This window comes from Roseicyclus sp. (genome assembly GCF_965662675.1).
Classification (GTDB): domain Bacteria; phylum Pseudomonadota; class Alphaproteobacteria; order Rhodobacterales; family Rhodobacteraceae; genus Roseicyclus.
The window spans coordinates 59,637-80,757 of the sequence record NZ_CBFIIK010000002.1 but is presented as its reverse complement, the minus strand read 5'-3'; the positions used below and the strand labels follow the sequence as shown (position 1 = coordinate 80,757).

General features: G+C 62.5%; 23 protein-coding genes. 13 read left to right on the top strand and 10 right to left on the bottom strand.

All coding sequences use genetic code 11. The features are described 5' to 3' along the window. Window positions 1-3: 3 nt before the first annotated feature. Window positions 4-600: a nicotinate-nucleotide adenylyltransferase gene (locus ACTG4J_RS01040; protein WP_439136631.1), complete on the bottom strand. Its 597-nt coding sequence runs from the start codon at window positions 598-600 to the stop codon at window positions 4-6. A gap of 153 nt (window positions 601-753) precedes the next feature. Here ACTG4J_RS01040 and ettA point away from each other — a divergent pair, with 153 nt between their 5' ends. The 3 genes from ettA (at window position 754) to trxC (ending at window position 3,468) form a co-directional block, all read left to right on the top strand. Next, window positions 754-2,409, top strand: coding sequence for an energy-dependent translational throttle protein EttA (ettA, locus tag ACTG4J_RS01035; protein ID WP_439136630.1), 1,656 nt, complete (start codon window positions 754-756; stop codon window positions 2,407-2,409). A gap of 248 nt (window positions 2,410-2,657) precedes the next feature. Continuing rightward, complete coding sequence (locus tag ACTG4J_RS01030) at window positions 2,658-2,864, top strand: cold-shock protein (protein WP_422239439.1); 207 nt, start codon at window positions 2,658-2,660, stop codon at window positions 2,862-2,864. 163 nt (window positions 2,865-3,027) lie between these two features. Beyond that, window positions 3,028-3,468, top strand: coding sequence for a thioredoxin TrxC (gene trxC / locus ACTG4J_RS01025; RefSeq protein WP_439136629.1), 441 nt, complete (start codon window positions 3,028-3,030; stop codon window positions 3,466-3,468). A gap of 7 nt (window positions 3,469-3,475) precedes the next feature. On the opposite strand, the gene ACTG4J_RS01020 is transcribed toward trxC, so the two are convergent. Next, complete coding sequence (locus tag ACTG4J_RS01020; RefSeq protein WP_439136628.1) at window positions 3,476-3,643, bottom strand: hypothetical protein; 168 nt, start codon at window positions 3,641-3,643, stop codon at window positions 3,476-3,478. A gap of 163 nt (window positions 3,644-3,806) precedes the next feature. Here ACTG4J_RS01020 and ACTG4J_RS01015 point away from each other — a divergent pair, with 163 nt between their 5' ends. Then, window positions 3,807-4,346, top strand: coding sequence for a DUF4329 domain-containing protein (locus ACTG4J_RS01015; protein WP_439136627.1), 540 nt, complete (start codon window positions 3,807-3,809; stop codon window positions 4,344-4,346). A gap of 4 nt (window positions 4,347-4,350) precedes the next feature. Here the strand turns inward: ACTG4J_RS01015 and ACTG4J_RS01010 are convergent, their stop codons facing one another. Next, window positions 4,351-4,917 carry a DNA-3-methyladenine glycosylase I gene (locus ACTG4J_RS01010; protein WP_439136626.1) on the bottom strand — a complete coding sequence of 189 codons (567 nt, stop codon included), beginning with the start codon at window positions 4,915-4,917 and terminating at the stop codon, window positions 4,351-4,353. 100 nt (window positions 4,918-5,017) lie between these two features. Here ACTG4J_RS01010 and ACTG4J_RS01005 point away from each other — a divergent pair, with 100 nt between their 5' ends. The 3 genes from ACTG4J_RS01005 (at window position 5,018) to phbB (ending at window position 8,025) form a co-directional block, all read left to right on the top strand. Next, complete coding sequence (locus tag ACTG4J_RS01005; RefSeq protein WP_439136625.1) at window positions 5,018-5,836, top strand: EAL domain-containing protein; 819 nt, start codon at window positions 5,018-5,020, stop codon at window positions 5,834-5,836. Window positions 5,837-5,985: 149 nt separating this feature from the next. Next, window positions 5,986-7,161: an acetyl-CoA C-acetyltransferase gene (locus ACTG4J_RS01000; RefSeq protein WP_439136624.1), complete on the top strand. Its 1,176-nt coding sequence runs from the start codon at window positions 5,986-5,988 to the stop codon at window positions 7,159-7,161. Window positions 7,162-7,302: 141 nt separating this feature from the next. Further along, on the top strand, window positions 7,303-8,025 hold the full coding sequence (gene phbB / locus ACTG4J_RS00995) for an acetoacetyl-CoA reductase (RefSeq protein ID WP_439136623.1): 723 nt from the start codon (window positions 7,303-7,305) through the stop codon (window positions 8,023-8,025). 332 nt (window positions 8,026-8,357) lie between these two features. Here the strand turns inward: phbB and ACTG4J_RS00990 are convergent, their stop codons facing one another. From ACTG4J_RS00990 to ACTG4J_RS00980, 3 genes are all read right to left on the bottom strand, one after another. Further along, window positions 8,358-8,522 (bottom strand): YdcH family protein, encoded by a 165-nt coding sequence (locus tag ACTG4J_RS00990; protein WP_439136655.1) that lies wholly within the window; start codon window positions 8,520-8,522, stop codon window positions 8,358-8,360. A 97-nt stretch (window positions 8,523-8,619) separates the two neighbouring features. Next, the gene (locus ACTG4J_RS00985) at window positions 8,620-9,375 is read right to left on the bottom strand and encodes a tRNA1(Val) (adenine(37)-N6)-methyltransferase (protein WP_439136622.1); all 756 of its coding nucleotides are present in this window, start codon (window positions 9,373-9,375) and stop codon (window positions 8,620-8,622) included. Between the two features lie 5 nt (window positions 9,376-9,380). Continuing rightward, window positions 9,381-9,596: a putative signal transducing protein gene (locus ACTG4J_RS00980; protein WP_439136621.1), complete on the bottom strand. Its 216-nt coding sequence runs from the start codon at window positions 9,594-9,596 to the stop codon at window positions 9,381-9,383. Between the two features lie 63 nt (window positions 9,597-9,659). Between ACTG4J_RS00980 and ACTG4J_RS00975 the strand changes: the two genes are divergently transcribed. Further along, complete coding sequence (locus tag ACTG4J_RS00975; protein ID WP_439136620.1) at window positions 9,660-10,661, top strand: polyprenyl synthetase family protein; 1,002 nt, start codon at window positions 9,660-9,662, stop codon at window positions 10,659-10,661. Window positions 10,662-10,664: 3 nt separating this feature from the next. Here the strand turns inward: ACTG4J_RS00975 and ACTG4J_RS00970 are convergent, their stop codons facing one another. The 3 genes from ACTG4J_RS00970 to ACTG4J_RS00960 form a co-directional block, all read right to left on the bottom strand. After that, window positions 10,665-11,501 carry a 4-(cytidine 5'-diphospho)-2-C-methyl-D-erythritol kinase gene (locus tag ACTG4J_RS00970; protein ID WP_439136619.1) on the bottom strand — a complete coding sequence of 279 codons (837 nt, stop codon included), beginning with the start codon at window positions 11,499-11,501 and terminating at the stop codon, window positions 10,665-10,667. Further along, on the bottom strand, window positions 11,498-13,198 hold the full coding sequence (locus ACTG4J_RS00965; protein ID WP_439136618.1) for a tetratricopeptide repeat protein: 1,701 nt from the start codon (window positions 13,196-13,198) through the stop codon (window positions 11,498-11,500). Before ACTG4J_RS00965 ends, ACTG4J_RS00970 begins: the two co-directional genes overlap by 4 nt. Window positions 13,199-13,295: 97 nt before the next feature. Next, a complete protein-coding gene (locus ACTG4J_RS00960) occupies window positions 13,296-14,951 on the bottom strand; it encodes a 4Fe-4S dicluster domain-containing protein (protein WP_439136617.1) in 1,656 nt (551 codons plus the stop codon). Between the two features lie 246 nt (window positions 14,952-15,197). On the opposite strand from ACTG4J_RS00960, the gene ACTG4J_RS00955 reads away from it, so the two are divergent. Genes ACTG4J_RS00955 through ACTG4J_RS00945 form a run of 3 tightly spaced genes read left to right on the top strand, consistent with a single transcriptional unit; the run spans window position 15,198 to window position 16,099 of the window. Then, window positions 15,198-15,470, top strand: a complete 273-nt coding sequence (locus ACTG4J_RS00955; protein WP_439136616.1) for a BrnT family toxin — start codon at window positions 15,198-15,200, stop codon at window positions 15,468-15,470. Between the two features lie 13 nt (window positions 15,471-15,483). Continuing rightward, complete coding sequence (locus ACTG4J_RS00950) at window positions 15,484-15,729, top strand: BrnA antitoxin family protein (protein ID WP_439136615.1); 246 nt, start codon at window positions 15,484-15,486, stop codon at window positions 15,727-15,729. Between the two features lie 55 nt (window positions 15,730-15,784). Further along, window positions 15,785-16,099 carry a DUF2834 domain-containing protein gene (locus tag ACTG4J_RS00945; protein ID WP_439136614.1) on the top strand — a complete coding sequence of 105 codons (315 nt, stop codon included), beginning with the start codon at window positions 15,785-15,787 and terminating at the stop codon, window positions 16,097-16,099. A gap of 40 nt (window positions 16,100-16,139) precedes the next feature. Here the strand turns inward: ACTG4J_RS00945 and ACTG4J_RS00940 are convergent, their stop codons facing one another. Further along, the gene (locus ACTG4J_RS00940) at window positions 16,140-17,114 is read right to left on the bottom strand and encodes a quinone oxidoreductase family protein (protein WP_439136613.1); all 975 of its coding nucleotides are present in this window, start codon (window positions 17,112-17,114) and stop codon (window positions 16,140-16,142) included. 123 nt (window positions 17,115-17,237) lie between these two features. Here ACTG4J_RS00940 and lysA point away from each other — a divergent pair, with 123 nt between their 5' ends. Then, complete coding sequence (lysA, locus tag ACTG4J_RS00935; protein ID WP_439136612.1) at window positions 17,238-18,503, top strand: diaminopimelate decarboxylase; 1,266 nt, start codon at window positions 17,238-17,240, stop codon at window positions 18,501-18,503. Window positions 18,504-18,534: 31 nt separating this feature from the next. Beyond that, window positions 18,535-21,111 carry a TIGR02302 family protein gene (locus tag ACTG4J_RS00930; protein ID WP_439136611.1) on the top strand — a complete coding sequence of 859 codons (2,577 nt, stop codon included), beginning with the start codon at window positions 18,535-18,537 and terminating at the stop codon, window positions 21,109-21,111. Window positions 21,112-21,121: the final 10 nt, after the last annotated feature.

The following is a 21,121-nucleotide window of genomic DNA, read 5'->3' as shown; positions in this document are numbered from 1 at the left end:
ACGCTACCAGTCACCGCGCGCGCGTATCGCGCTCGACGAGGCGTCGATCATCGGCAGATTGACGAAACACCACGTCGGGGGCGTTGCATGGGCCAAAAGCCGCGCCGCCTCGGCGGGCAATTTCGCATGCCGATAGATACCGGCCGCCTTGGCCGTGCGCGCCGCGATCCGGCTGCCCGGACGGGCCAGAACACCCACCGACACGCGCGCCATGATCTCTTGCCAATCTTGCCAGCGATGGAACTGGGCCAGATTGTCGGCCCCCATCAGCCACACGAAGCGCACACCGGGGTAAAGTGCTTGCAGCGCCGCGATGGTCTGGGCGGTGTAGCGCGTGCCGATCCGCGCCTCGATATCGGTGATGATAATGCGCGGATGATCGACCAGCGCATGCGCGGCGGCCAATCGCTGGGCCAATGGCGCGGGTCCCTTGGATTTCAGCGGGTTCCCGGGGCTGACCAGCCACCAGACACGGTCAAGCCCGAACCGCTTGAGCGCCTCGCGGCTGACATGCAGATGGCCGAGATGGGCCGGATCGAAGGATCCGCCGAAAAGGCCGATCGTCTGGCCGGCAAGTGCGAGGGGCAAATCGGATCGCAAGGGCGGATCGGGCCTTGTTCAGGGGGCATTGGCGCACCTTGATGCGGGCTCGAGGGCGCATAGTCAACGCATCCGCGCGCAGCCCGGATTGCCCATCGGCCCGGAAGCGACTAGATGGCTTGCAAACCACATGATCATCACACGGAGCGGCACATGGCCTCCTACCAGTATGTCTATCACATGGATGGTGTCTCCAAGACCTATCCGGGCGGCAAGAAATGCTTCGAAAATATCCGCCTGAACTTCTTGCCCGGCGTGAAAATCGGCGTCGTTGGCGTCAACGGATCGGGTAAATCCACCCTGATGCGCATCATGGCAGGCATCGACACCGATTTCAGCGGCGAGGCATGGTCCGCCGAGGGTGCGCGCGTCGGCTACCTGCCACAAGAGCCGCATCTCGACGAAAGTCTCAATGTGCGTGACAACGTCATGCTCGGGGTCGCCGCCAAGAAGGGTAAGCTCGATCGCTATAACGAGTTGGCGATGAACTACTCCGACGAGACCGCCGACGAAATGGCCGCGCTGCAAGACGAGATCGACGCCGAGAACCTTTGGGATCTCGACAGCCAGGTCGATATCGCGATGGAGGCGCTGCGCTGCCCACCCGACGAGGCCGAGGTTGCGACGCTTTCAGGCGGCGAACGGCGCCGCGTGGCGCTGTGCAAGCTTTTGCTCGAAGCGCCCGAAATGCTGCTCTTGGACGAACCGACCAACCACCTCGACGCGGAAACCATCGCTTGGCTGCAAAAGCACCTGATCGAATACAAGGGCACGATCCTGATCGTGACCCATGACCGCTATTTCCTCGACGATATCACAGGCTGGATCCTTGAACTCGATCGCGGGCGCGGCATTCCCTACGAGGGCAATTATTCCGCATGGTTGGAACAAAAGGCCAAGCGGCTGGAACAAGAAGCCCGCGAGGACAAATCGCGCCAGAAAACGCTTGAGCGCGAATTGGAATGGATCCGCGCCGGTGCCAAGGCGCGCCAAGCCAAGCAAAAGGCGCGTATTAACGCCTATGAAGAGATGGCAAACCAATCCGAGCGCGAAAAGATTTCCCGCGCCCAGATCGTTATTCCCAATGGCCCGCGCCTCGGCGGCAAGGTGATCGAGATCGAGGGTCTGAAGAAAGGCTATGGCGAACGGCTTTTGATCGAGAACCTGTCCTTCTCTCTGCCGCCGGGGGGTATCGTGGGCGTGATCGGCCCGAACGGAGCGGGCAAATCCACCCTCTTCCGTATCCTCACCGGGCAAGAACAACCCGATGAGGGCAATGTCACCTTCGGCGACACGGTAGAGCTTTCCTTCGTGGACCAATCGCGCGACGCGCTCGATGGCAGCAAAACCGTATGGGAGGAAATCTCGGGCGGAGCCGAGATCATCGAATTGGGCGATGCCTCCATGAACAGCCGTGCTTATTGCTCGGCTTTCAACTTCAAAGGCGGCGACCAGCAAAAGAAGGTGGGGCTGCTCTCGGGCGGTGAACGCAACCGCGTGCATATGGCCAAGCTTCTGAAATCCGGCGGCAATGTGCTGCTGCTCGATGAGCCGACCAACGATCTCGACGTGGAAACCCTGCGCGCGCTCGAAGACGCGCTTGAGGATTTCGCGGGCTGCGCCGTCATCATCAGCCACGACCGTTTCTTCCTCGACCGGCTCTGCACCCATATCCTCGCCTTCGAGGGCGAGGCGCATGTGGAATGGTTCGAGGGCGATTTCTCGGCTTATGAGGACGACAAGAAACGCCGCCTAGGCCCCGACGCGCTAGAGCCCAAGCGGTTGAAATACAAGAAGTTCACGCGCTGAAGAAACGCAGGGTCTCGGGTGCGTCATCAGGCGCACCCGACAGTCGTGATGTGCCTGATGGCGCACCCTTGCGAGTGGCCTCCGGCAGTTCGGGCTTGCAATTTGAGCCGATAACCCCCATGTGTCCCTCGCGAACGTTATTCTTTTTCGACCACTGTCTCCCCTAACAGGCTGTCAGTCTTTCGATCCAGACCGACCAAGCCAAGCTGCCGCATCTCGTGGGCAGCCTTCAGTTAGGAGTTAACACGATGGCCAATGGCACCGTGAAGTGGTTCAACAGCACCAAGGGTTTCGGCTTTATCGCACCCGATAGCGGCGGCAAGGACGTTTTCGTCCACATCTCCGCGCTCGAGCGTTCGGGCCACACAAGCCTGAAGGACGACCAGAAGGTCACCTTCGACGTCGAATCCGGCCGTGATGGTCGCGAATCCGCGATCAACATCGTTCTGGTCTGAACCAGACGCCTGCGCTGGGTTCAAACCCGGCGATCCGGCCAAAAAACGAAGGTGCGCAGCGATGCGCACCTTTTTTCTTGGGCGCAACATCGCGCGGCAGGGCTTGTCATCAGCCCAAGACGCGCCCAAATGATTGACACAGGCAATCACAAAGGGGTCGGCCTTGTCTCATATCATCACCTGTCTGACATGCGGCACCACAAACAGGGTTCCCGCCGAGCGGCTCGGCGCGCATCCCAAATGCGGCACATGCGGCGCGAAACTGGCCGAGGCCAAGGTGCATGAGGTCGACAGCGCCACATTGCGCAAGGCCGAGCGCAAGGACAGCCTACCGCTTCTGGTGGACTTCTGGGCGCCTTGGTGCGGGCCTTGCCGCGCGATGGCCCCCGAATTCGAAAAAGCCGCGCGCGCGCTGACGCCGCATGCACGACTGGCCAAGCTCAACACACAGGTCAACGGCGATGCGGCACAACGCTACGCCATCAGGGGCATTCCCGCGCTGATCTTGTTCCAAAACGGACAAGAGGTTGCGCGGCTGACAGGCGCGCGCCCGGCCGCCGAGATCACGGCCTTTGTTCAGCAACATAGCCGAAACCGGGCATGAACCGTCGCTAGAAGCGGAACGAGTAGATCAGCGCGATCGGGATGACCATCGCGCTCCAGATGCAGAAAAAAAATGCCATCCGGCCCAGCTTGAGCCAAAGCTGGATCTCCGCGTCCTCGCTGAATGCCGCGCTCACCCCGGTCGCGGTTGCGGCTTTGGGATCGATGAATTCCATACGTGACACGCGCGGTCCTCCTCATGGTTGCAAACAGAAACATCAAGCATCCCAACATAAGCGCCTCGCGGCTTGGGTCCAGTAGTACGGGGCTGCTTTCACTGGATTGTGCGGGAAAACCGCTTATCATCCCGGCAGTCGGGCTTGGAAAATGGATGGTCGCGTGTTTTTTCGAATTCTTTTCTCCGCCACGATGGCCCTATCGCTTTTGAGCGCACCCGCTGCCCGCGCACAAAGCGGCCAAGAGGCGGCCTTTGTCCTTGGCTTGATGGAATCGATGAATGCGCTGTCAGTACGCTTCAACCGCGAGGTCTGCGGCTATATCCTGCGCCATCCCAACGGGGCCTATTCCTCCACCAAAGTCAGCTGGGGCGGGCTTGCCAGCTGCGCGTCTCTGCCGATCGAAGAGGGGATGGAGGTCGTCTCGTCATGGCATACCCACGCGGCCTATGCCGTCGATTACGATGGCGAAGTTCCCTCGATCCAGGATGTCGAAGGCGATATGAGCCTCGGCGTGAACGGCTGGGTCGGCACACCGGGTGGGCGGTTGTGGTTCGTGGATGGCCTGAACGGCACGATGCGCCAATTCTGCGGTCGTGGCTGCCTTCCGGAAGACCCGAATTTCGTGCCCGAGGACCACGGCGCTGTTTTCGAGAGCTACACGCTCGACCGATTATATACGCGGTTCGGCCGCGACCCTTGAACGCTTAACGCAAGGCGGCATGTCGGTGGCAGCTGGTCAGGTGATCATTCACAAGCCCCGTGGCCTGCATCCATGCATATGTGATCGTTGGTCCGCAAAACCGGAACCCGGCGCGGCCCAGATCCTTTGACAAGTTCAGGCTCAGCGCGGTTTGTGCCGGCACTTGCGCCTGATGCGCCCAAGTGTTCTGGAGCGGCGCCCCATCGACGTACCGCCAAATGAATTGCGAAAACCCGATCTTTTCTTCGATTGCGAGATAAGCACGCGCATTGCCGATCGTGGCCGCGATCTTGCCGCGATGGCGCACGATGCCCGGATCGGCCAAAAGGCGGATGATGTCATCTTCGCCCCAGCGCGCGATAACCGCGGGATCAAAGCCTTGGAAAGCCGCGCGAAACGCGTCGCGCTTGCGCAAGATCGTGATCCAAGAAAGCCCCGCCTGAAACCCGTCAAGAACCAGCTTTTCCCACAGCGCGCGCCCGTCGCGCTCGGGGACGCCCCATTCGGTGTCGTGATAAGCGACATACAGCGGATCTGTGCCGCACCAAGTGCAGCGGCCAGCGTCGGACATTCGGAAAACCACCGCCAATTGGAAGCAAATGCAAGGTTTCATCATTCCTTAAGTGCGCAGGCTGCATGACAGCAAGCGAATTGCTTCGCATGAGGATGTGATGGGTCATTTCCGCAGGAAACCGGTCGAGCCGGGTTTAGGCAGCCCTCTTGATGTCGCGACCAGTCAGCGTGATCGCGGCACGCTGGAAATGGTCCGCCACGCGCTGGAACGCGGGGATGCTTTGCTGGCCTATCAGCCGGTCATGCGCGCCGATGGGCGCGGCGTCGCCTTCTACGAGGGGTTGATCCGCCTGATGGACGAGACCGGGCGCGTGATCCCCGCGCGCGATTTCATCACGGTGGTCGAAGAGCAGGATCTTGGTCGCCTGATCGATTGCGCGGCCCTGCGCCTTGGGCTGTCGGCACTGCGCACCAACTCGACACTGAAACTCTCGATCAATATGTCGGCTCGCTCGATCGGCTATCCAGACTGGATGCGCACGCTGCAACGCGCCATCCGTCTGCAACCCGATATCGTGCATCGGCTGATCCTTGAGATCACTGAGACCTCGGCCATGCAGATGCCCGAGATCGTGCAGGCCTTTATGGAAACGCTGCAAGACAAAGGTGTCTGCTTCGCCCTCGATGATTTCGGCGCTGGCCAAACCGCCTTTCGCCATTTGCGGCGGTTTTGCTTCGATATCATCAAGATCGATGGTCAGTTCTCACGCAATGTCGACACCGACCCCGACAACCAGGTACTTTGCGCGGCACTTATCTCGCTTGGGCGACACTTCGACATGATCGTGGTCGCCGAAGCCGTCGAAACCGAAGGGGAGGCGGCATGGCTGGCCAGCGCTGGCGTGGATTGCCTACAAGGCTACCATTTCGCCGTGCCCACCATCACCCCGCCATGGAAAACCGCGGCCAAGACCTGAGCGCGCGCATCGTCCACAGGCACGGATGATCGGCTGAGACACCGTGTCCGTTGAAATATGGGCGAAAGCGGGGCTAACACTTCCCTGACACAGCGAATCCGTGCGCTGCCCCCTTGGTGGGGTGCGTGTCGTTCACGAAAGGGACTTTCATGACCAATGTCGTCATCGCCTCAGCCGCGCGCACCGCGGTCGGCAGCTTTTTGGGGTCTTTCGCCAATACACCCGCCCATGATCTTGGCCGCGCCGTGATCGAGGCCGTCGTCGCCCGTGCCGGGATCGACAAGGCGGATGTCAGCGAAACCATCCTTGGCCAAGTGCTGACCGCCGCACAGGGCCAGAACCCGGCGCGGCAGGCGCATATCAATGCAGGCCTGCCCAAAGAGGCCGCCGCTTGGAGCATCAATCAGGTCTGCGGCTCGGGCCTGCGGGCGGTGGCACTGGGCGCACAGCATATCATGCTGGGCGATGCCGCGATCGTGGTGGCCGGTGGTCAGGAAAACATGTCGATGTCGCCCCATGCAGCCATGCTGCGCCAAGGCCAGAAGATGGGCGATATGTCCTATATCGACACGATGATCCGCGATGGCCTGTGGGATGCTTTCAATGGCTACCACATGGGCCAGACCGCCGAGAATGTCGCACAGCAGTGGCAGATCAGCCGCGACGCTCAGGATGAATTCGCCGTGGCCAGCCAGAACAAGGCCGAAGCGGCGCAAAAGGCCGGCAAATTCGCCGATGAGATCGCGCCCTTCACGATTTCCACCCGCAAGGGCGACATCGTGGTCGATAGCGACGAATATATCCGCCACGGCGCCACGGTAGACGCAATGGCCAAGCTGCGGCCCGCCTTCGCCAAGGATGGGTCTGTCACGGCGGGCAATGCCTCGGGGCTGAACGACGGTGCGGCCGCCACGCTCTTGATGTCCGCCGATGAGGCCGAGCGCCGCGGCATCACGCCCTTGGCGCGCATCGCCTCTTACGCCACCGCCGGGCTTGACCCGACGATCATGGGCGTCGGCCCGATCTATGCCAGCCGAAAGGCCTTGGAAAAAGCGGGCTGGACGGTCGACGATCTCGATCTGGTCGAGGCCAATGAGGCTTTCGCCGCACAAGCCTGCGCCGTGAACAAGGATATGGGCTGGGATCCGGCGATCGTGAACGTCAACGGCGGCGCGATCGCCATCGGCCACCCGATCGGTGCGTCGGGCTGCCGCGTTCTCAACACGCTCTTGTTCGAGATGCAGCGCCGTGGCGCCAAGCGCGGCCTTGCCACGCTGTGCATCGGCGGCGGCATGGGTGTCGCCATGTGCATTGAGCGCCCCTGACCTGACCCGTTTCATGATCTGGGCGCCTTCGGGCGCCCTTTTCATATGCGGCAGGTGGAAAATCTTGTGTAATAATATTGCGTATCATGATTACAAATTGTAACACCATTACAACGAACCAAAGCCAGACTGGAGAAGACCATGGCAAGAGTAGCACTCGTCACCGGCGGCAGCCGCGGCATCGGTGAGGCGATTTCCAAAGCCCTCAAGGCCGAGGGCTATGCCGTCGCCGCCACCTATGCCGGCAATGACGAAAAAGCCGCGGCCTTTAGCGCGGCGACAGGCATCAAGACCTACAAATGGGATGTCGCCGATTACGAGGCCTCCAAGGCCGGTATCGCGCAGGTCGAGGCCGATCTTGGCCCGATCGACACCGTGATCGCCAATGCCGGCATCACCCGCGACGCAATGTTCCACCGCATGACCCCCGCCCAATGGAAAGAGGTGATCGACACCAATCTGACGGGCGTGTTCAACACGGTGCATCCCGTCTGGTCGGGCATGCGCGACCGCAAATTCGGGCGCGTGATCGTGATTTCTTCGATCAACGGCCAGAAAGGTCAAGCAGGTCAGGTCAACTATGCCGCGACCAAGGCGGGCGATCTGGGTATCGTGAAATCATTGGCCCAAGAGGGTGCGAAATTCGGCATCACCGCCAACGCGATCTGCCCGGGCTACATCGCCACCGAAATGGTCATGGCAATCGACGAATCTGTTCGCGACAAGATTATTGCGGGCATCCCGGCGGGCCGCTTGGGCGAACCGTCCGAAATCGCGCGCTGCGTGACCTTCCTTGCCGCCGAAGACTCGGGCTTCATCAATGGCGCGACGATCTCGGCCAACGGGGCGCAGTTCTTCGTCTGACCAATTCTTGCCATCCGAAGACGCGAAAGGCCGGGGCATGACCCCGGCCTTTTCATTGCCAACCCTGCGCCCGCGTCAGGCGCGGCGGGCAAAAACGCTCATGAGCTGGTTCCAGAAATATTTGGCGCATTCCGCCCGCGCCGCTGCGATTTTCACGCGCATCTCATCTGTCAGTGCAAAGCTATCCATCGATCTGATCCTCTCGGTGGGATATGTTCTTCCCTTGGTACCGAGATAGGTCAGTCTTCATGACCTGAGTAGCCGCGAAAATGGCAAAGCCGCCTTTCGCCGAGCGCAACACTGCTCCGAAGCGACCGCGCGATTGCGGCGGTTCAGTTCGCCAAGCGCGAGATTTCTTCCTTCAGCCGCAGCTTTTCCTTCTTCAGCTCGCGCACCTTCAGATCATCGATACCCGGGCTGCGCTGCGCCTGCTCGACCATCGCGGCCAGATTGGCGTGCTTTTTCTTGAGTTCCTGCAGATGAGAGCCAAGCGACATGGGCAAATTCTCCTCTTTGATGACAGTCACATGACAACTCCATCACGGAACCCGAGTCGTGTCACGCAAAACCGTGCGGAAAATGCATTGCCTTCGATCAATCATCGCCCGGAAAAGGCAGCGCGGCGCCCGCTCGCAACACCGCTTGGGCCGCAGCGGTGTAGTCGGGTGCATCCACCCCATGCGCCGCACCTTCATGTATAAGAAATGGCGGCAGAAGCGTGAATGGCGTGCGCGCCGCGCGTCGCGCGCGGATCACCACCCGCGTGGCCGCCCGCCCGATGCGCGGTTGCAGGGGCAAGACCGTGACCGCGCCGAACCCCACGGCCAGCGCGCCCAGACAATCGGGCAACCGCTCGGCCAGATGGATCATTGTCAGCCAACCACCAGGCCTCAGCCGCGCACGTGCCACATCGATCCAATCGCCAAGCGGTGTCTGCGCCCGATTGGCCGCCTCGCGCCCCGCATCGCTGGCCTGTGATCCGTCACCGGCGGCGAAATAGGGCGGGTTGGTGATCACATGGTCGAACTGCATCTGCCGCAGATCGACGGGCAAGGCGGTCAGATCGGCTGTGACGATGCGCAAATCGGCACCAGCTGTCGCGGCGTTTTCGCAGGCCAGCGCGGCATAGTCGAGCTGGCGCTCGACCCCAACCAAGTGCAACCCCGACACACGCGCTGACAGGCAAAGCGCCGCCGTCCCCACACCACAGCCCAAATCCAGAACATGCGCCCCCGCCCCCGCCGGACAGGCCGCGGCCAGAAACACCGGATCGGTCGCAGCGCGATATCCGTCGCGGGGTTGGCGCAGCACGACACGCCCGCCCAGAAATGCATCGGTAGTCGTGGCCATGACTGTCATTCGCTGACCGGCAAACCATTGTCGCGCAACGCAACGCGGGCCTGTGCCGCATCAACCTCTCGCACCAGCATGCGCCGCGGCAAAATGCCGATCGAACCTTCGAGAACGCTCATATGGACGTCCAGCACGAAGACCTCTATACCCTCGCCGGACAAAAGCGCCGAGGCAAAGGCAATCTCGGTCGGGTCGGTGCTGCGCATGATTTCCAGCATATGACGGATGTAAGCAGACCCGCGGCACTTGTCGAGATGGGGACATTGGGGAGGATGTGGCCCATGAGCCTTGATGATGCAGCCACCAAGCCGCATGAACGCATGCAAGCCGCCTTGGCCGATGATCTGGCCGCGGTCGATGCGCTGATCCGTGGGCGCATGTCATCCAAACACGCCCCCCGCATCCCCGAAGTGACCGCCCATCTGGTCGAGGCGGGCGGCAAGCGGGTGCGCCCGATGTTGACCTTGGCCGCCGCGCGGCTTTGCGGCTACGAGGGAACGGCGCATCACAAACTGGCCGCCACGGTCGAATTTATCCACACGGCAACGCTGTTGCATGATGATGTGGTCGACGAAAGCCAAAAGCGGCGCGGGCGGCCCACCGCGAATTTGCTGTGGGACAACAAGTCATCGGTTCTGGTGGGTGACTACCTTTTTGCCCGCGCGTTCCAGTTGATGGTCGAGCCCGGCAATCTGCGCGTGCTGTCGATCCTGTCCAACGCCGCCGCCGTGATCGCCGAGGGCGAGGTGCTGCAACTGACCGCTGCGGCCAATATCGCCACGACCGAAGAGACCTATCTTCAGGTCATCCGCGGCAAGACCGCCGCGCTCTTCGAAGCGGCCTGTGAGGTGGGTGGCGTGATCGCCGAGCGTCCCGAAGATGAGGTCCGTGCGCTGGCCACCTATGGCGACGGGCTTGGCATCGCCTTTCAGATGGCCGATGATCTGCTCGATTGGGGCGGTAGCGACGGGGTGATCGGCAAGAACACCGGCGATGATTTTCGCGAGCGCAAACTGACCCTTCCCGTGATCCGCGCCATCGCGCGCGCCGAGGCGGATGAGCGCGCCTTTTGGCAGCGCACAATCGACAAGGGCGACCAGCGCGACGGTGATCTGGATCACGCGCTTGCGCTGTTGCGCCGTCATGGCACGCTGGATGAAACGCGCGCAGAAGCTTTCGCTTGGTCGGCGCGCGCGCAGGCGGCGCTGACCCATCTGCAGCCCCACCCCCTTCGCGACATGATGCACGATCTGGCCGATTACGTAGTGGCGCGGCTGGCCTGACCTCTAGGGTAGGATCGCGGCCGCTTGCACCCACCAATCGGGCTGGGCGGCGGACAGTGCCGCCGCCGCTGCCTTGGCCGCCGCTTCGGTCGCGAAAAGCCCGAAACACGTGCCACCCGACCCCGACATACGCGCGAGCAGGCAATCGTCACTGTCACGGATCGCCGCGATGACCGTATCGATCACCGGCACGATCTGCCGAGCGGGCGGTTCTAGATCATTGCGCGTTCGGGCCAACCATGCGGCGAAACCACCCGCATCGCTCCAACCCTGATCGGGCATTGCAGGTAGGCCCGGGTTCCGGGTGCGCGCCAAGCCCTTGAACACCGGCCCCGTCGGCACCGCCACACCGGCATTGACCAAGACGAGCCAAAGGGGCGGAAGAGGCGGAAGAGATATGAGCACCTCGCCGATCCCCGCCATGCGGCTTGGCCGCCCCGACACGCACACCGGCAGATCGGCGCCCAATCCCAGCACCGCCGCCATGTCGGGTAGTGGCTGGTCCCAAAGCGCTGCCAAACCGCGTAGCGCCGCCGCCGCATCGGCCGAGCCGCCGCCGATCCCACCTGCATGGGGCAGATGTTTTTCCAAGGTGATCGCGGCCCCTTGCCCCGCCGGAAACAGGGCGGCCGCCTGCAAGACCAGATTGCGCCGATCTGTTGGCACGCCAGCCGCGCGCGGCCCCAATACCTGCAGCGAGAGCGTGGCAGCAGGCGCAATTTCCAGCCAATCGCCCGCATCGGCGAAAACCACGATGGAATCGAGCAGATGGTACCCATCTACACGCCGCCCCGTGACATGCAGCGCCAGGTTGACCTTGGCGGGTGCGAGGTGCCTCACTGCGTTTCGCCCACCCCGCCCTCTTCCTCGAGGACGCGATAAAGTCCGATTTCCAGCTTGCGACGGATGCGGGTGGCGTCGGTCTCCGCGGGGGCGAAACTCAGCGCGCGTTGCCATTGAAACTGCGCCTCACGCTTGCGACCGACCATCCAATAAACATCGCCCAGATGGTCGTTGATGATCGGATCGGTCGGCAAAAGCGCAACTGCGCGTTCCATCGGTGCGACCGCCTCGTCGAAACGACCCAGACGATACAGCACCCAGCCAAGGCTATCGACGATATAGCCCGAATCCGGCCGCGCCGCGACTGCGCGCTCGATCATGCCCAAAGCCTCGTCCAGGTTGCGACGCTGTTCGACCAGCGAATAACCCAGATTGTTCAAGACTTGCGGCTGCTCGGGATTCAGGACAAGCGCTTGGCGAAAGTCGGCCTCGGAACCTGCGAAATCATCCAGATTCTCGTAACAGATGCCGCGCGTATAGTAGATGAACCAATAGCGGTTTTGCGTAATATCGACGAGATCGAGGGCCGCGGTATAGGCATCGACCGCCTCTGTGCAGCGATCGGTACGACGCAACGCATCGCCCAAGGCCGCCTGCACGGTCGCAAGGCCGGGATGCAAGGTGGCCAGATCGCGCAGCACGCCCACCGCGGCTTCTTCACGGCCATCCTCGAAATAAGCATCGGCGCGGCCAAGCTGGGCATCGACGAATTGCGGATCATCCGCGCCGATCTCGACATAGGTGTCGGCGGCAAGGCTGTATTGCCCTGCATCGCGCAGCAACTCCCCGGCCAAGATCAAGGCCTCGGAATGGGTTGGGTCGATCCCATGCGCGGCGCGGGCATAAAGCAGCGGCAGCGTGCCTGACCCGCTTTCGCCGCCCAAGGCGCGCGCGATGCCATAGAAGACCTCGGCCACACCCTGCTGTGCGGTCGTAAGGAAACCGTAACCCGTTGGCGCGGCCCCTGCCGCGATCTCTGCGCGCATGGCAAGCATCGCCGGATCGGGCACGACATTGGTATAGAAATCCAACAGTTCCAGCGCATCCTCGCGCCGGTCGAGTTGTACCAGCACCTCGGCACGGGCGCGGATCGCCCGCGTGCTTGCAGCCAACGGGCCGAAAGCCTCGCCCGACAAGATGGCATCGGCACCCTCGAAATCACCAACCGCCGCACGCGCATAGGCCAGATGCGTATAGGCGATATCGGCCACACTCTCATCGGCGGCGACGGCCACGAAGGCTTCGGCGGCACGACTCATGTCGCCTTCGCCAAGATAGATCCAGCCCATCGCCAGATCGTCGATCAGCGGCCCGGCACCTTGGCCCGCTTCGATCGCGGCACGTACCCCGACCAGATCACCAACGGCCATTCCCCGCACCATTCCGACAAGATTGACCAATTCCTGCCCGCCTTGGGCGGACGGAAGCATCTGGGCAATCGTCTCGGCACGCATCCATTGGCCCAAAGCGGCATTGGCGAAGATCGCGTTGCCGATCAGAAGCGGATTGCCGGGATCGGCGGCAAGCGCATTCTCGAAATAGACCGCCGCCGCGCGGTGATTACCCTCCAGCACGGCAGCACGCGCCGCCAGATAGGGCCCGGCCAGCCCTTGACCGCTTTCCTGTGCCGTGGCGGCATGACCGAACCCAAGACCGATGATGATGGGCAAGGCAGCAAGCAAAGGGCGGCGCATGAAGGAAACTCCCCGTTAGGGGGCAAAGATTAGGCCCCGCACCCGGCGAGGGCAATGCACCCAAGCCGCGCCAAGCATCTTTATCACCAAGTTCCGATCACATGTTCGGGTAGTTGGGCCCATCACCGCCTTGCGGCACCGTCCAATGAATGTTCTGCGACGGATCCTTGATGTCGCATGTCTTGCAATGGACGCAGTTCTGGAAGTTGATGACGAAGCGCGGATCGGCGCCCGCATCCTGCACCACCTCATAGACGCCCGCAGGGCAATAGCGCTGCGCGGGTTCGGCGTATTCGGGCAGGTTCACCTTGATCGGCACGGACGCATCCTTGAGCGTCAGATGCGCGGGCTGGTGTTCCTCGTGATTGGTCATCGAGAAGCTGACATTGGTCAGCCGGTCAAAGCTCAGCACCCCGTCAGGCTTGGGATAGTCGATGGGCTTGTGGTCGCTGGCCTTGCCAGTCGCGGCCGCATCCGATTTGCCGTGGCGCAGCGTGCCGAAGAAAGACACACCCGCAAGGCTGTTTGTCCACATATCCAGACCGCCCAGCATCAGCCCGCCCATCAGCCCGTATTTCGACCAGAGCGGTTTGACGTTGCGCACGGGCTTGAGATCTTTGGCAATCGGCCCCGACTTGTGCAGGTAATCATCATAGGCGCCCAGCTCATCACCCGCGCGACCCGCCGCGATGGCACTGGCTGCCGCTTCGGCCGCAGCGATCCCCGACAGCATTGCATTATGGTTGCCCTTGATGCGCGGCACGTTCACCAGACCGACGCCGCAGCCAAGGATCGCCACACCCGGCGCCACCGCCTTGGGCATGGATTGCCAGCCGCCCTCGGAAATCGCGCGCGCGCCGTAAGCGATGCGCTTTCCGCCCTTCAACAGCTCGGCCACCATCGGGTGATGCTTGAAGCGCTGGAATTCCATGTAGGGGTAAAGATGCGGATTGGCGTAGTTCAGGTGAACCACGAAACCCACATAGACCTGATTGTTATCAAGGTGATAGATGAACGACCCGCCGCCCGCATTGCTGCCCAAAGGCCAGCCCATGGTGTGCACAACCGTGCCTTCGCGGTGCTTTTCAGGGTCGATCTCCCAGATCTCTTTCATGCCGAGACCGAATTTCTGCGGGCATTTGCTGCTTTGCAGATCGTATTTCGCCAAGACCTCCTTGGTCAGCGACCCGCGCACGCCCTCGCCCAGCATGACGTATTTACCGCGCAGCTCCATCCCCGGCTCATAGGCGTCACCGGGCGTGCCATCAGGATTTTTCCCGAATTCACCCGCGACGACACCGGCAACCTCGCCGTTATCGCCATAGACGATCTGCGAGCAGGACATGCCGGGGAAAATCTCGACGCCCAGCGCCTCGGCCTGTTCGGCCATCCAGCGACAGACATTGCCCATCGACACGATGTAGTTGCCGTGATTGCTCATCAGCCCCGGCATGACCGCGTTGGGGAGGCGAATACCGCCCCCTTCGCCCAGCATGTAGAAGCTGTCGCTTGTGACCGGCACGGTGATGGGCGCACCGCGCTTTTTCCAATCGGGGATCAGCTGGTTCAGCCCCACCGGGTCAAGCACCGCCCCCGACAGGATATGCGCGCCCACCTCCGAGCCCTTTTCCAGCACCACGACCGACAGATCGGGGTCGATCTGCTTCAACCGGATCGCCGCCGACAGCCCAGCGGGGCCGGCACCCACGATCACAACGTCGTAATCCATGCTTTCGCGTATCGTCTCGGTCATGGTCTTCCCTGGCTCCCGTCAGGACCGCTTGGGCCACAGCTTGCGCAAGATTGTTTCGTGAATGCGTATTGGAGCGCGCCGCAAGGGTCAATCATGACGCGACAGCATGGTGTCGCAGGGGGAGGTGATTGACATAAGCGATCAGCGCGTATATACAGATGTCATACATAGTGGCGACAGAACCACCGTTCGACGAGGCAGAGCATACGGGCCTGATATGAAACCCTATCGAACGGGACAGAATGAATGTTGTTTGAGTGGTCTAAATCAAAGCGGACAGAGAACCTCACCAAACATGGCGTCGATTTGGTCTTCGCCGCATTGATCTTCGAAGGCCCGGTCCTGACGCAGATCGACGACAGAAACGACTATGGGGAAACCCGTTACATTTCCGTCGGACTGATCGATGACGAGGCCTATGTCGTCGTTCACACCACCCGAGGCGACCGCACGCGCCTGATCTCTGCATGGCTGGGAGGCCAGAAAGCAAATGGGCGATACAAAGCACGCTTCCCTTGATGAAATTCGGGCGATGCACGCGCGCGGCGAAATCAAGCCGCCTGCGCCGGGCGCGCCGGAATACGACCTGCCCGAGGCGTTTTGGGAAAAGGCCGAAGCCGTCTATCCGGAACGCAAGACGCCCGTATCACTGCGGGTCGATCCCGATGTGCTTGAATGGTTCAAGGCGAAGGGGCCCGGCCATCTGACGCGCATGCAGACTGTGTTGCGCGCCTATGTCGAGGCAAAGCGCAAGCAGGAAGAGGCCGAAAGGGGCTAGAAGCGCGGTATCCTGCGGTCTAGGTCTTTTGCCCAAACACCCGGAGTAACAGCCCATGACCCCCCTACGCCTTGTCTATCTCGCGCTTGTCATCATCGGCACCATCCTGCCCTGGAGCTATTTCTACGCATGGTTCACCGAGCATGGCTGGGCGCTCGGCCCGATGATCGATGCGTGGTGGGTCAATGATGCGACGAGTGCGCTGGTCTATGACCTGACGATCGCGGCCATCGCGCTGACGATCTGGGCGTTGGTCGAAGGGGTGCGCGGCGATCGCTGGTTCTTTCTGGTGATCCCCGTGACCTATGGCATCGGGGTCAGCGCGGGCCTGCCCTTGGCGCTGTTTCTCATGGCACGCAGGGCGCGGTGAAGGTGCGCCCGAGGGCGTACCTTGGTCGCAAAACACTTGCCTAAGGCAAGATCACCGTCTGCCCAGTGGTTTCGCGCGCCTCAAGCGCGCGATGGGCATCGGCCACCTGATCGAGAGAGAACCGCTGATCGATCCGAATCTTCACATCACCCGCAAGGACCTTGGCGAACAACTCGCGTGCCATTTGCTGACAGGTGGCATGATCGGCGATCTGGGTAAAGAGCGTGGGCCGCGTGATCTTGAGCGAGCCCTTGGGCCCCAGCGTCGCAAGATTGAAGGGCGGCACCGGCCCCGAAGCATTGCCGAAGGAAATCATGAAGCCCAAGGGCCGCAAGCAATCGAGCGATCCCTCGAAGGTGTCCTTGCCCACTGCATCCATGACCACATCGACACCCCGACCGCCGGTCAATTCGCGCACCTTGGCCACCCAATCGCCATCGCGGTAATTGATGCAGGCATCGGCCCCGTGATCGATGGCCAACTGGCATTTCTCATCTGTGCCGGCCGTGCCGATCAGGCGGATGCCCTCGCTTTTGGCCCATTGGCAGGCGAATAGCCCCACCCCACCTGCGGCGGCATGGAACAGCACCGTGTCTCCCTTGGCGATCGGCGTAGTGCGGCGGAACAGGTATTGGGTCGTCAGACCCTTCAGCATCATCGCCGCCCCTTCCTCGAAGGAGATACCATCGGGCAGCGGGCAGACCTGATCGGCCTTGATTACCCGCGCCTCGCAATAAGCGCCCGGCGGCATCGAGGCATAGGCGGCACGATCACCGACCTTGAGATGGGTCACACCCGCGCCCACGGCCTCGACTACGCCAGCCCCTTCCATGCCCATCGCATGCGGCATCTGCAGCGGGTAAAGACCCGCACGCTGGTAGACATCGATGAAATTCAGCCCGCAGGCATGATGGCGGATGCGAATCTCGCCCGAACCCGGCTCGCCCACGGGGCGATCCACGATTTTGTAGGCCTCCGGCCCGCCCGGGGCCTCGATAATGACGGTCTTTGCCATGTGTGCGTCCCTTCCTATCCGCTTGCGGCGGAGCCTAGCGGGGAAAGTCGCGGCGTCCAGCCTCTTTGATGCGGGCCGCAAGCGTGCTACCTGCGCCCACGATCCCCTATCAAGGCACGCCAGATGGACCATTTTCTTTACAAGGACGGTATCCTCCACGCCGAGGATGTGCCGATCCCGCAGATCGCCGAGATGGTCGGAACACCCTTCTATGTCTATTCCTGCGCCACGCTGACGCGCCATTACCGTCTGTTCGAAGAGGCGTTGGCGGGCCTCGATCACCTTGTTTGCTTTGCGATGAAGTCGAATTCCAACCAAGCGGTCATCGCCCATCTGGCGGGGTTGGGCGCGGGGATGGATGTGGTCTCGGGCGGTGAATACCTGCGCGCCAAGGCCGCCGGCGTTCCCGGCGAGCGGATCGTGTTCTCCGGCGTCGGCAAGACGCGCGACGACATGCATATGGCGCTGACCGGCGGCATTCGCCAGTTCAACGTCGAAAGCGAGCCGGAATTGCAGGCCCTTTCCGAGGTGGCGACATCGCTGGGCCTCAGCGCACCCATCACCATCCGCGTGAATCCCGATGTCGACGCCAAGACCCATGAAAAGATCGCCACCGGCAAATCCGAGAACAAGTTCGGCATCCCGATCGCCAAGGCGCCCGCCGTCTATGCCATGGCCGCATCCCTTCCGGGGATCGAGGTGGTGGGGATCGATGTCCATATCGGCAGCCAATTGACTGATCTGGAACCCTTTCGGCAGGCCTATCAAAAGGTGCGCGAATTGACGCTGACCTTGCGGGCCGAGGGGCATGATATCCGCCGCCTCGATCTGGGCGGTGGCCTTGGCATCCCATATGAACGCAACAACAGCGCCCCGCCCTTGCCCACCGAATACGGCGCGGTGATCCGCGAAGTGGTGGGCGATCTGGGCGTCGAGGTCGAGATCGAACCGGGCCGCCTGATCTCCGGCAATGCGGGGCTGCTTGTCTCTTCGGTCATCTATGTGAAAGAGGGCGAGGGGCGCGATTTCCTGATCCTTGACGCGGCGATGAACGATCTGGTGCGGCCTGCCATGTATGGCGCTTGGCACGATATCGTGCCGGTGATCGAACCCGCGCCGGGGGTGGAACAGCGCCCCTTCGATGTGGTCGGGCCGGTTTGTGAGACCGGCGACACCTTTGCCAAGCAACGCCAGATGCCGCCCGTGGGCGCGGGCGATCTTGTCGCTTTTCGCAGTGCGGGCGCCTATGGCGCGGTGATGGCGAGCGAGTACAATACAAGGCCCCTGATCCCCGAAGTTCTGGTCAAGGGCGATCACATGGCCGTCATCCGCGCCCGTCCGACATTTGACGAGATCATAAACCGAGATACAGTTCCCTCCTGGGTATAGCCCACGGGGCAAACCGCCCCCGAAAGGGACCATGACCAACGCGACCCCCAAGGACCAAGCGCTGACGCGCCTGATCTGGCCACTTCGCCTGACGCGCGCGGGCATGATGGCCGAGCGGGCGACGCGCGCCTTTTGGCCGGTCTGGAGCATCGCGATGGTGGCGGTGGCCCTGTTCGCCTTCGGCTTTGCCACCACCGCGCCGCCCCTTTTGGTCATGATCACGCTGGGGCTTTTCGGGGTGGCGCTTGCCGCTGCGATGGCGCGTGGGGTGATCAGGTTCCACATGCCCAGCCGGACCGAGGCGCTGGCCCGGCTTGATGCGACACTGCCGGGGCGGCCGATTTCGACCTTGCTGGACCACCCCGCCATCGGCAGCGACGATCCCGGTGCACAGGCCGTTTGGGCCGCGCATCTGCGCCGTATGGCTGCACGCACCCAAGAGGCGCGCGCGCCGGAACCCGATCTGCGCCTGTCACGCCAAGACCCTTTCGCGCTGCGCTATGTCGCGGCGACGGCGTTCGTCATGGCCGTGGCCTTCGGTACGCTTGGCCGCGTCAATGACATCGGAGAAACAGTGGGTATCGGCCCCGGCAGTGCCGCCGCCTCTGGCCCGTCATGGGAAGCGTGGATCGAGCCGCCGCTTTATACTGGCCTGCCTTCGCTTTATCTCAACGAGATTTTGGCCGAGGCCTTCGAGGTACCGCAAGGCGCGCGCATGAGTTTCCGCACCTATGGCGCGCCGGAAAGCATCGGCATCGTTACCGATATCGGCGATTTGCCCACCGACAGCGCCGACGCTCAGGTGCGGACCATCTTGATCGAACGCGGCGGCGATTTCACCGTGACCGGGCCGATGGGGCGCAGCTGGGCCATCTCGGTTCTGCCCGACCAAGCACCGGCCGTGGCGTTGATTGGCGAGGTGACAGGCGAACCGCCGGGCCAGATGCAGCTCAGCTTTGCCGCGCAAGATGACTACGGCGTACAATCGGGCACCGCCCATATCCGCCTCGATGCCGAGCGCGCCATGCGCCGTTACGGGCTTGCCGTGGCGCCCGAACCGCGCGAGGCGCTGGTGCTGGACCTGCCCATGCCCTTTCGCGGCGAGCGCACCGATTTCACCGAGGTGCTGGTCGAAGACCTTGCCGAGCATCCCTTCGCCAACTTGCCTGTCTCGCTTGTACTGACAGTGACAGATGCGGCGGGCCAGATCGGCACGGTCAGCTACGATATCCCGCGCCTGCCGGGGCGGCGCTTCTTCGACCCGCTGGCCAATGCGCTGATCGAGATGCGCCGCGATATCCTGTGGTCGCGCGAGAACGCACCACGCGCCGCACAAATCCTGCGCGCCCTGACATGGAGCCCCGAGGCAGGCCTAGACGAAGGTGTCTTTCTGCAAATCCGCAGCGCGATCCGCAGGCTGGAAAGCGCGGTGGACAGCCTTGCGCCAGAAACGCGCGATCAAGTGGCCGACATCTTGTGGAACGCCGCGATGGAGCTTGAGGTGGGCGATCTGGACGATGCGCTCGAACGCCTGCGCCAAGCGCAAGAACGCCTCTCCGAAGCGATGCGCCAAGGCGCCAGCGACGAAGAGATCGCCCAACTCATGCAAGAGCTGCGCGAGGCGATGGATGACTATATGCAGCAACTCGCCGAGAACGCCCAGCCGGGCGAGGATCGCCCCGAGCAAGATGGCGAGCGCATGGAAATGTCGATGGCCGATCTCGATGAGATGATGCGCCAGATCGAAGAGCTGATGCAGCAAGGCCGCATGGCCGAGGCACAAGAAATGCTCAATGCGCTGCAGCAGATGCTGGAAAACATGCAGGTGACCCAGGGCGGCGAGGGCGGCGATGGCCCACGCAGCCCCGGCCAGCAGGCGATGGAAGGGCTGCAAGACACGTTGCGCGATCAACAGGATTTGGCCGACGACGCCTTTCGCGAGTTGCAAGACCGGCTGAACCCCGGTCGCCCCCAGCAGGGCCAGCAACAAGGTCAGCAGCAGGGCCAACAGCAAGGTCAGCAACCCGGCCAACAGCAAGGTCAGCAACAAGGGCAAGGCGAGAACGGCCAATCCCAAGGCGAGGGTCAAGGCGGCGAGAACGGCGAGGGCATGACACTGGCCGAACGCCAAGAGGCGCTGCGCCGATTGCTGGAGGAACAGCAAGGTCGCCTTCCGGGTGCTGGCACCGATGCCGGTGACGAGGCGCTGCGCCAACTCGACCGCGCGGGCCGGGCGATGGAAGAGGCCGAGGGGCGGCTCGAAGGGGGCGACATCGCGGGCGCGCTTGATTCGCAATCCGAAGCGCTCGAAGCGCTGCGCGAAGGCATGACCGAACTGGGCCGCGCCTTGGCCGAGGCGCAGGCGGGCCAAGAACCGGGACAAGGACAGGCCGATGGCAATATGGCCCCCGACCGCCCGCTGCAAGATCCGCTCGGCCGCCAAGCCGGCAATTCCGGCAGCTTCGGCAGCGACGAAGCGATCGCAGAGCGGGACGAGGCGTTCCGCCGCTCACGCGAATTGCTCGACGAGTTGCGCCGCCGCTCGGCCGAACAAAACCGCCCCGAGGTCGAACGCGACTATCTGCGCCGTTTGCTGGATCAATTCTGATCCGACCCGA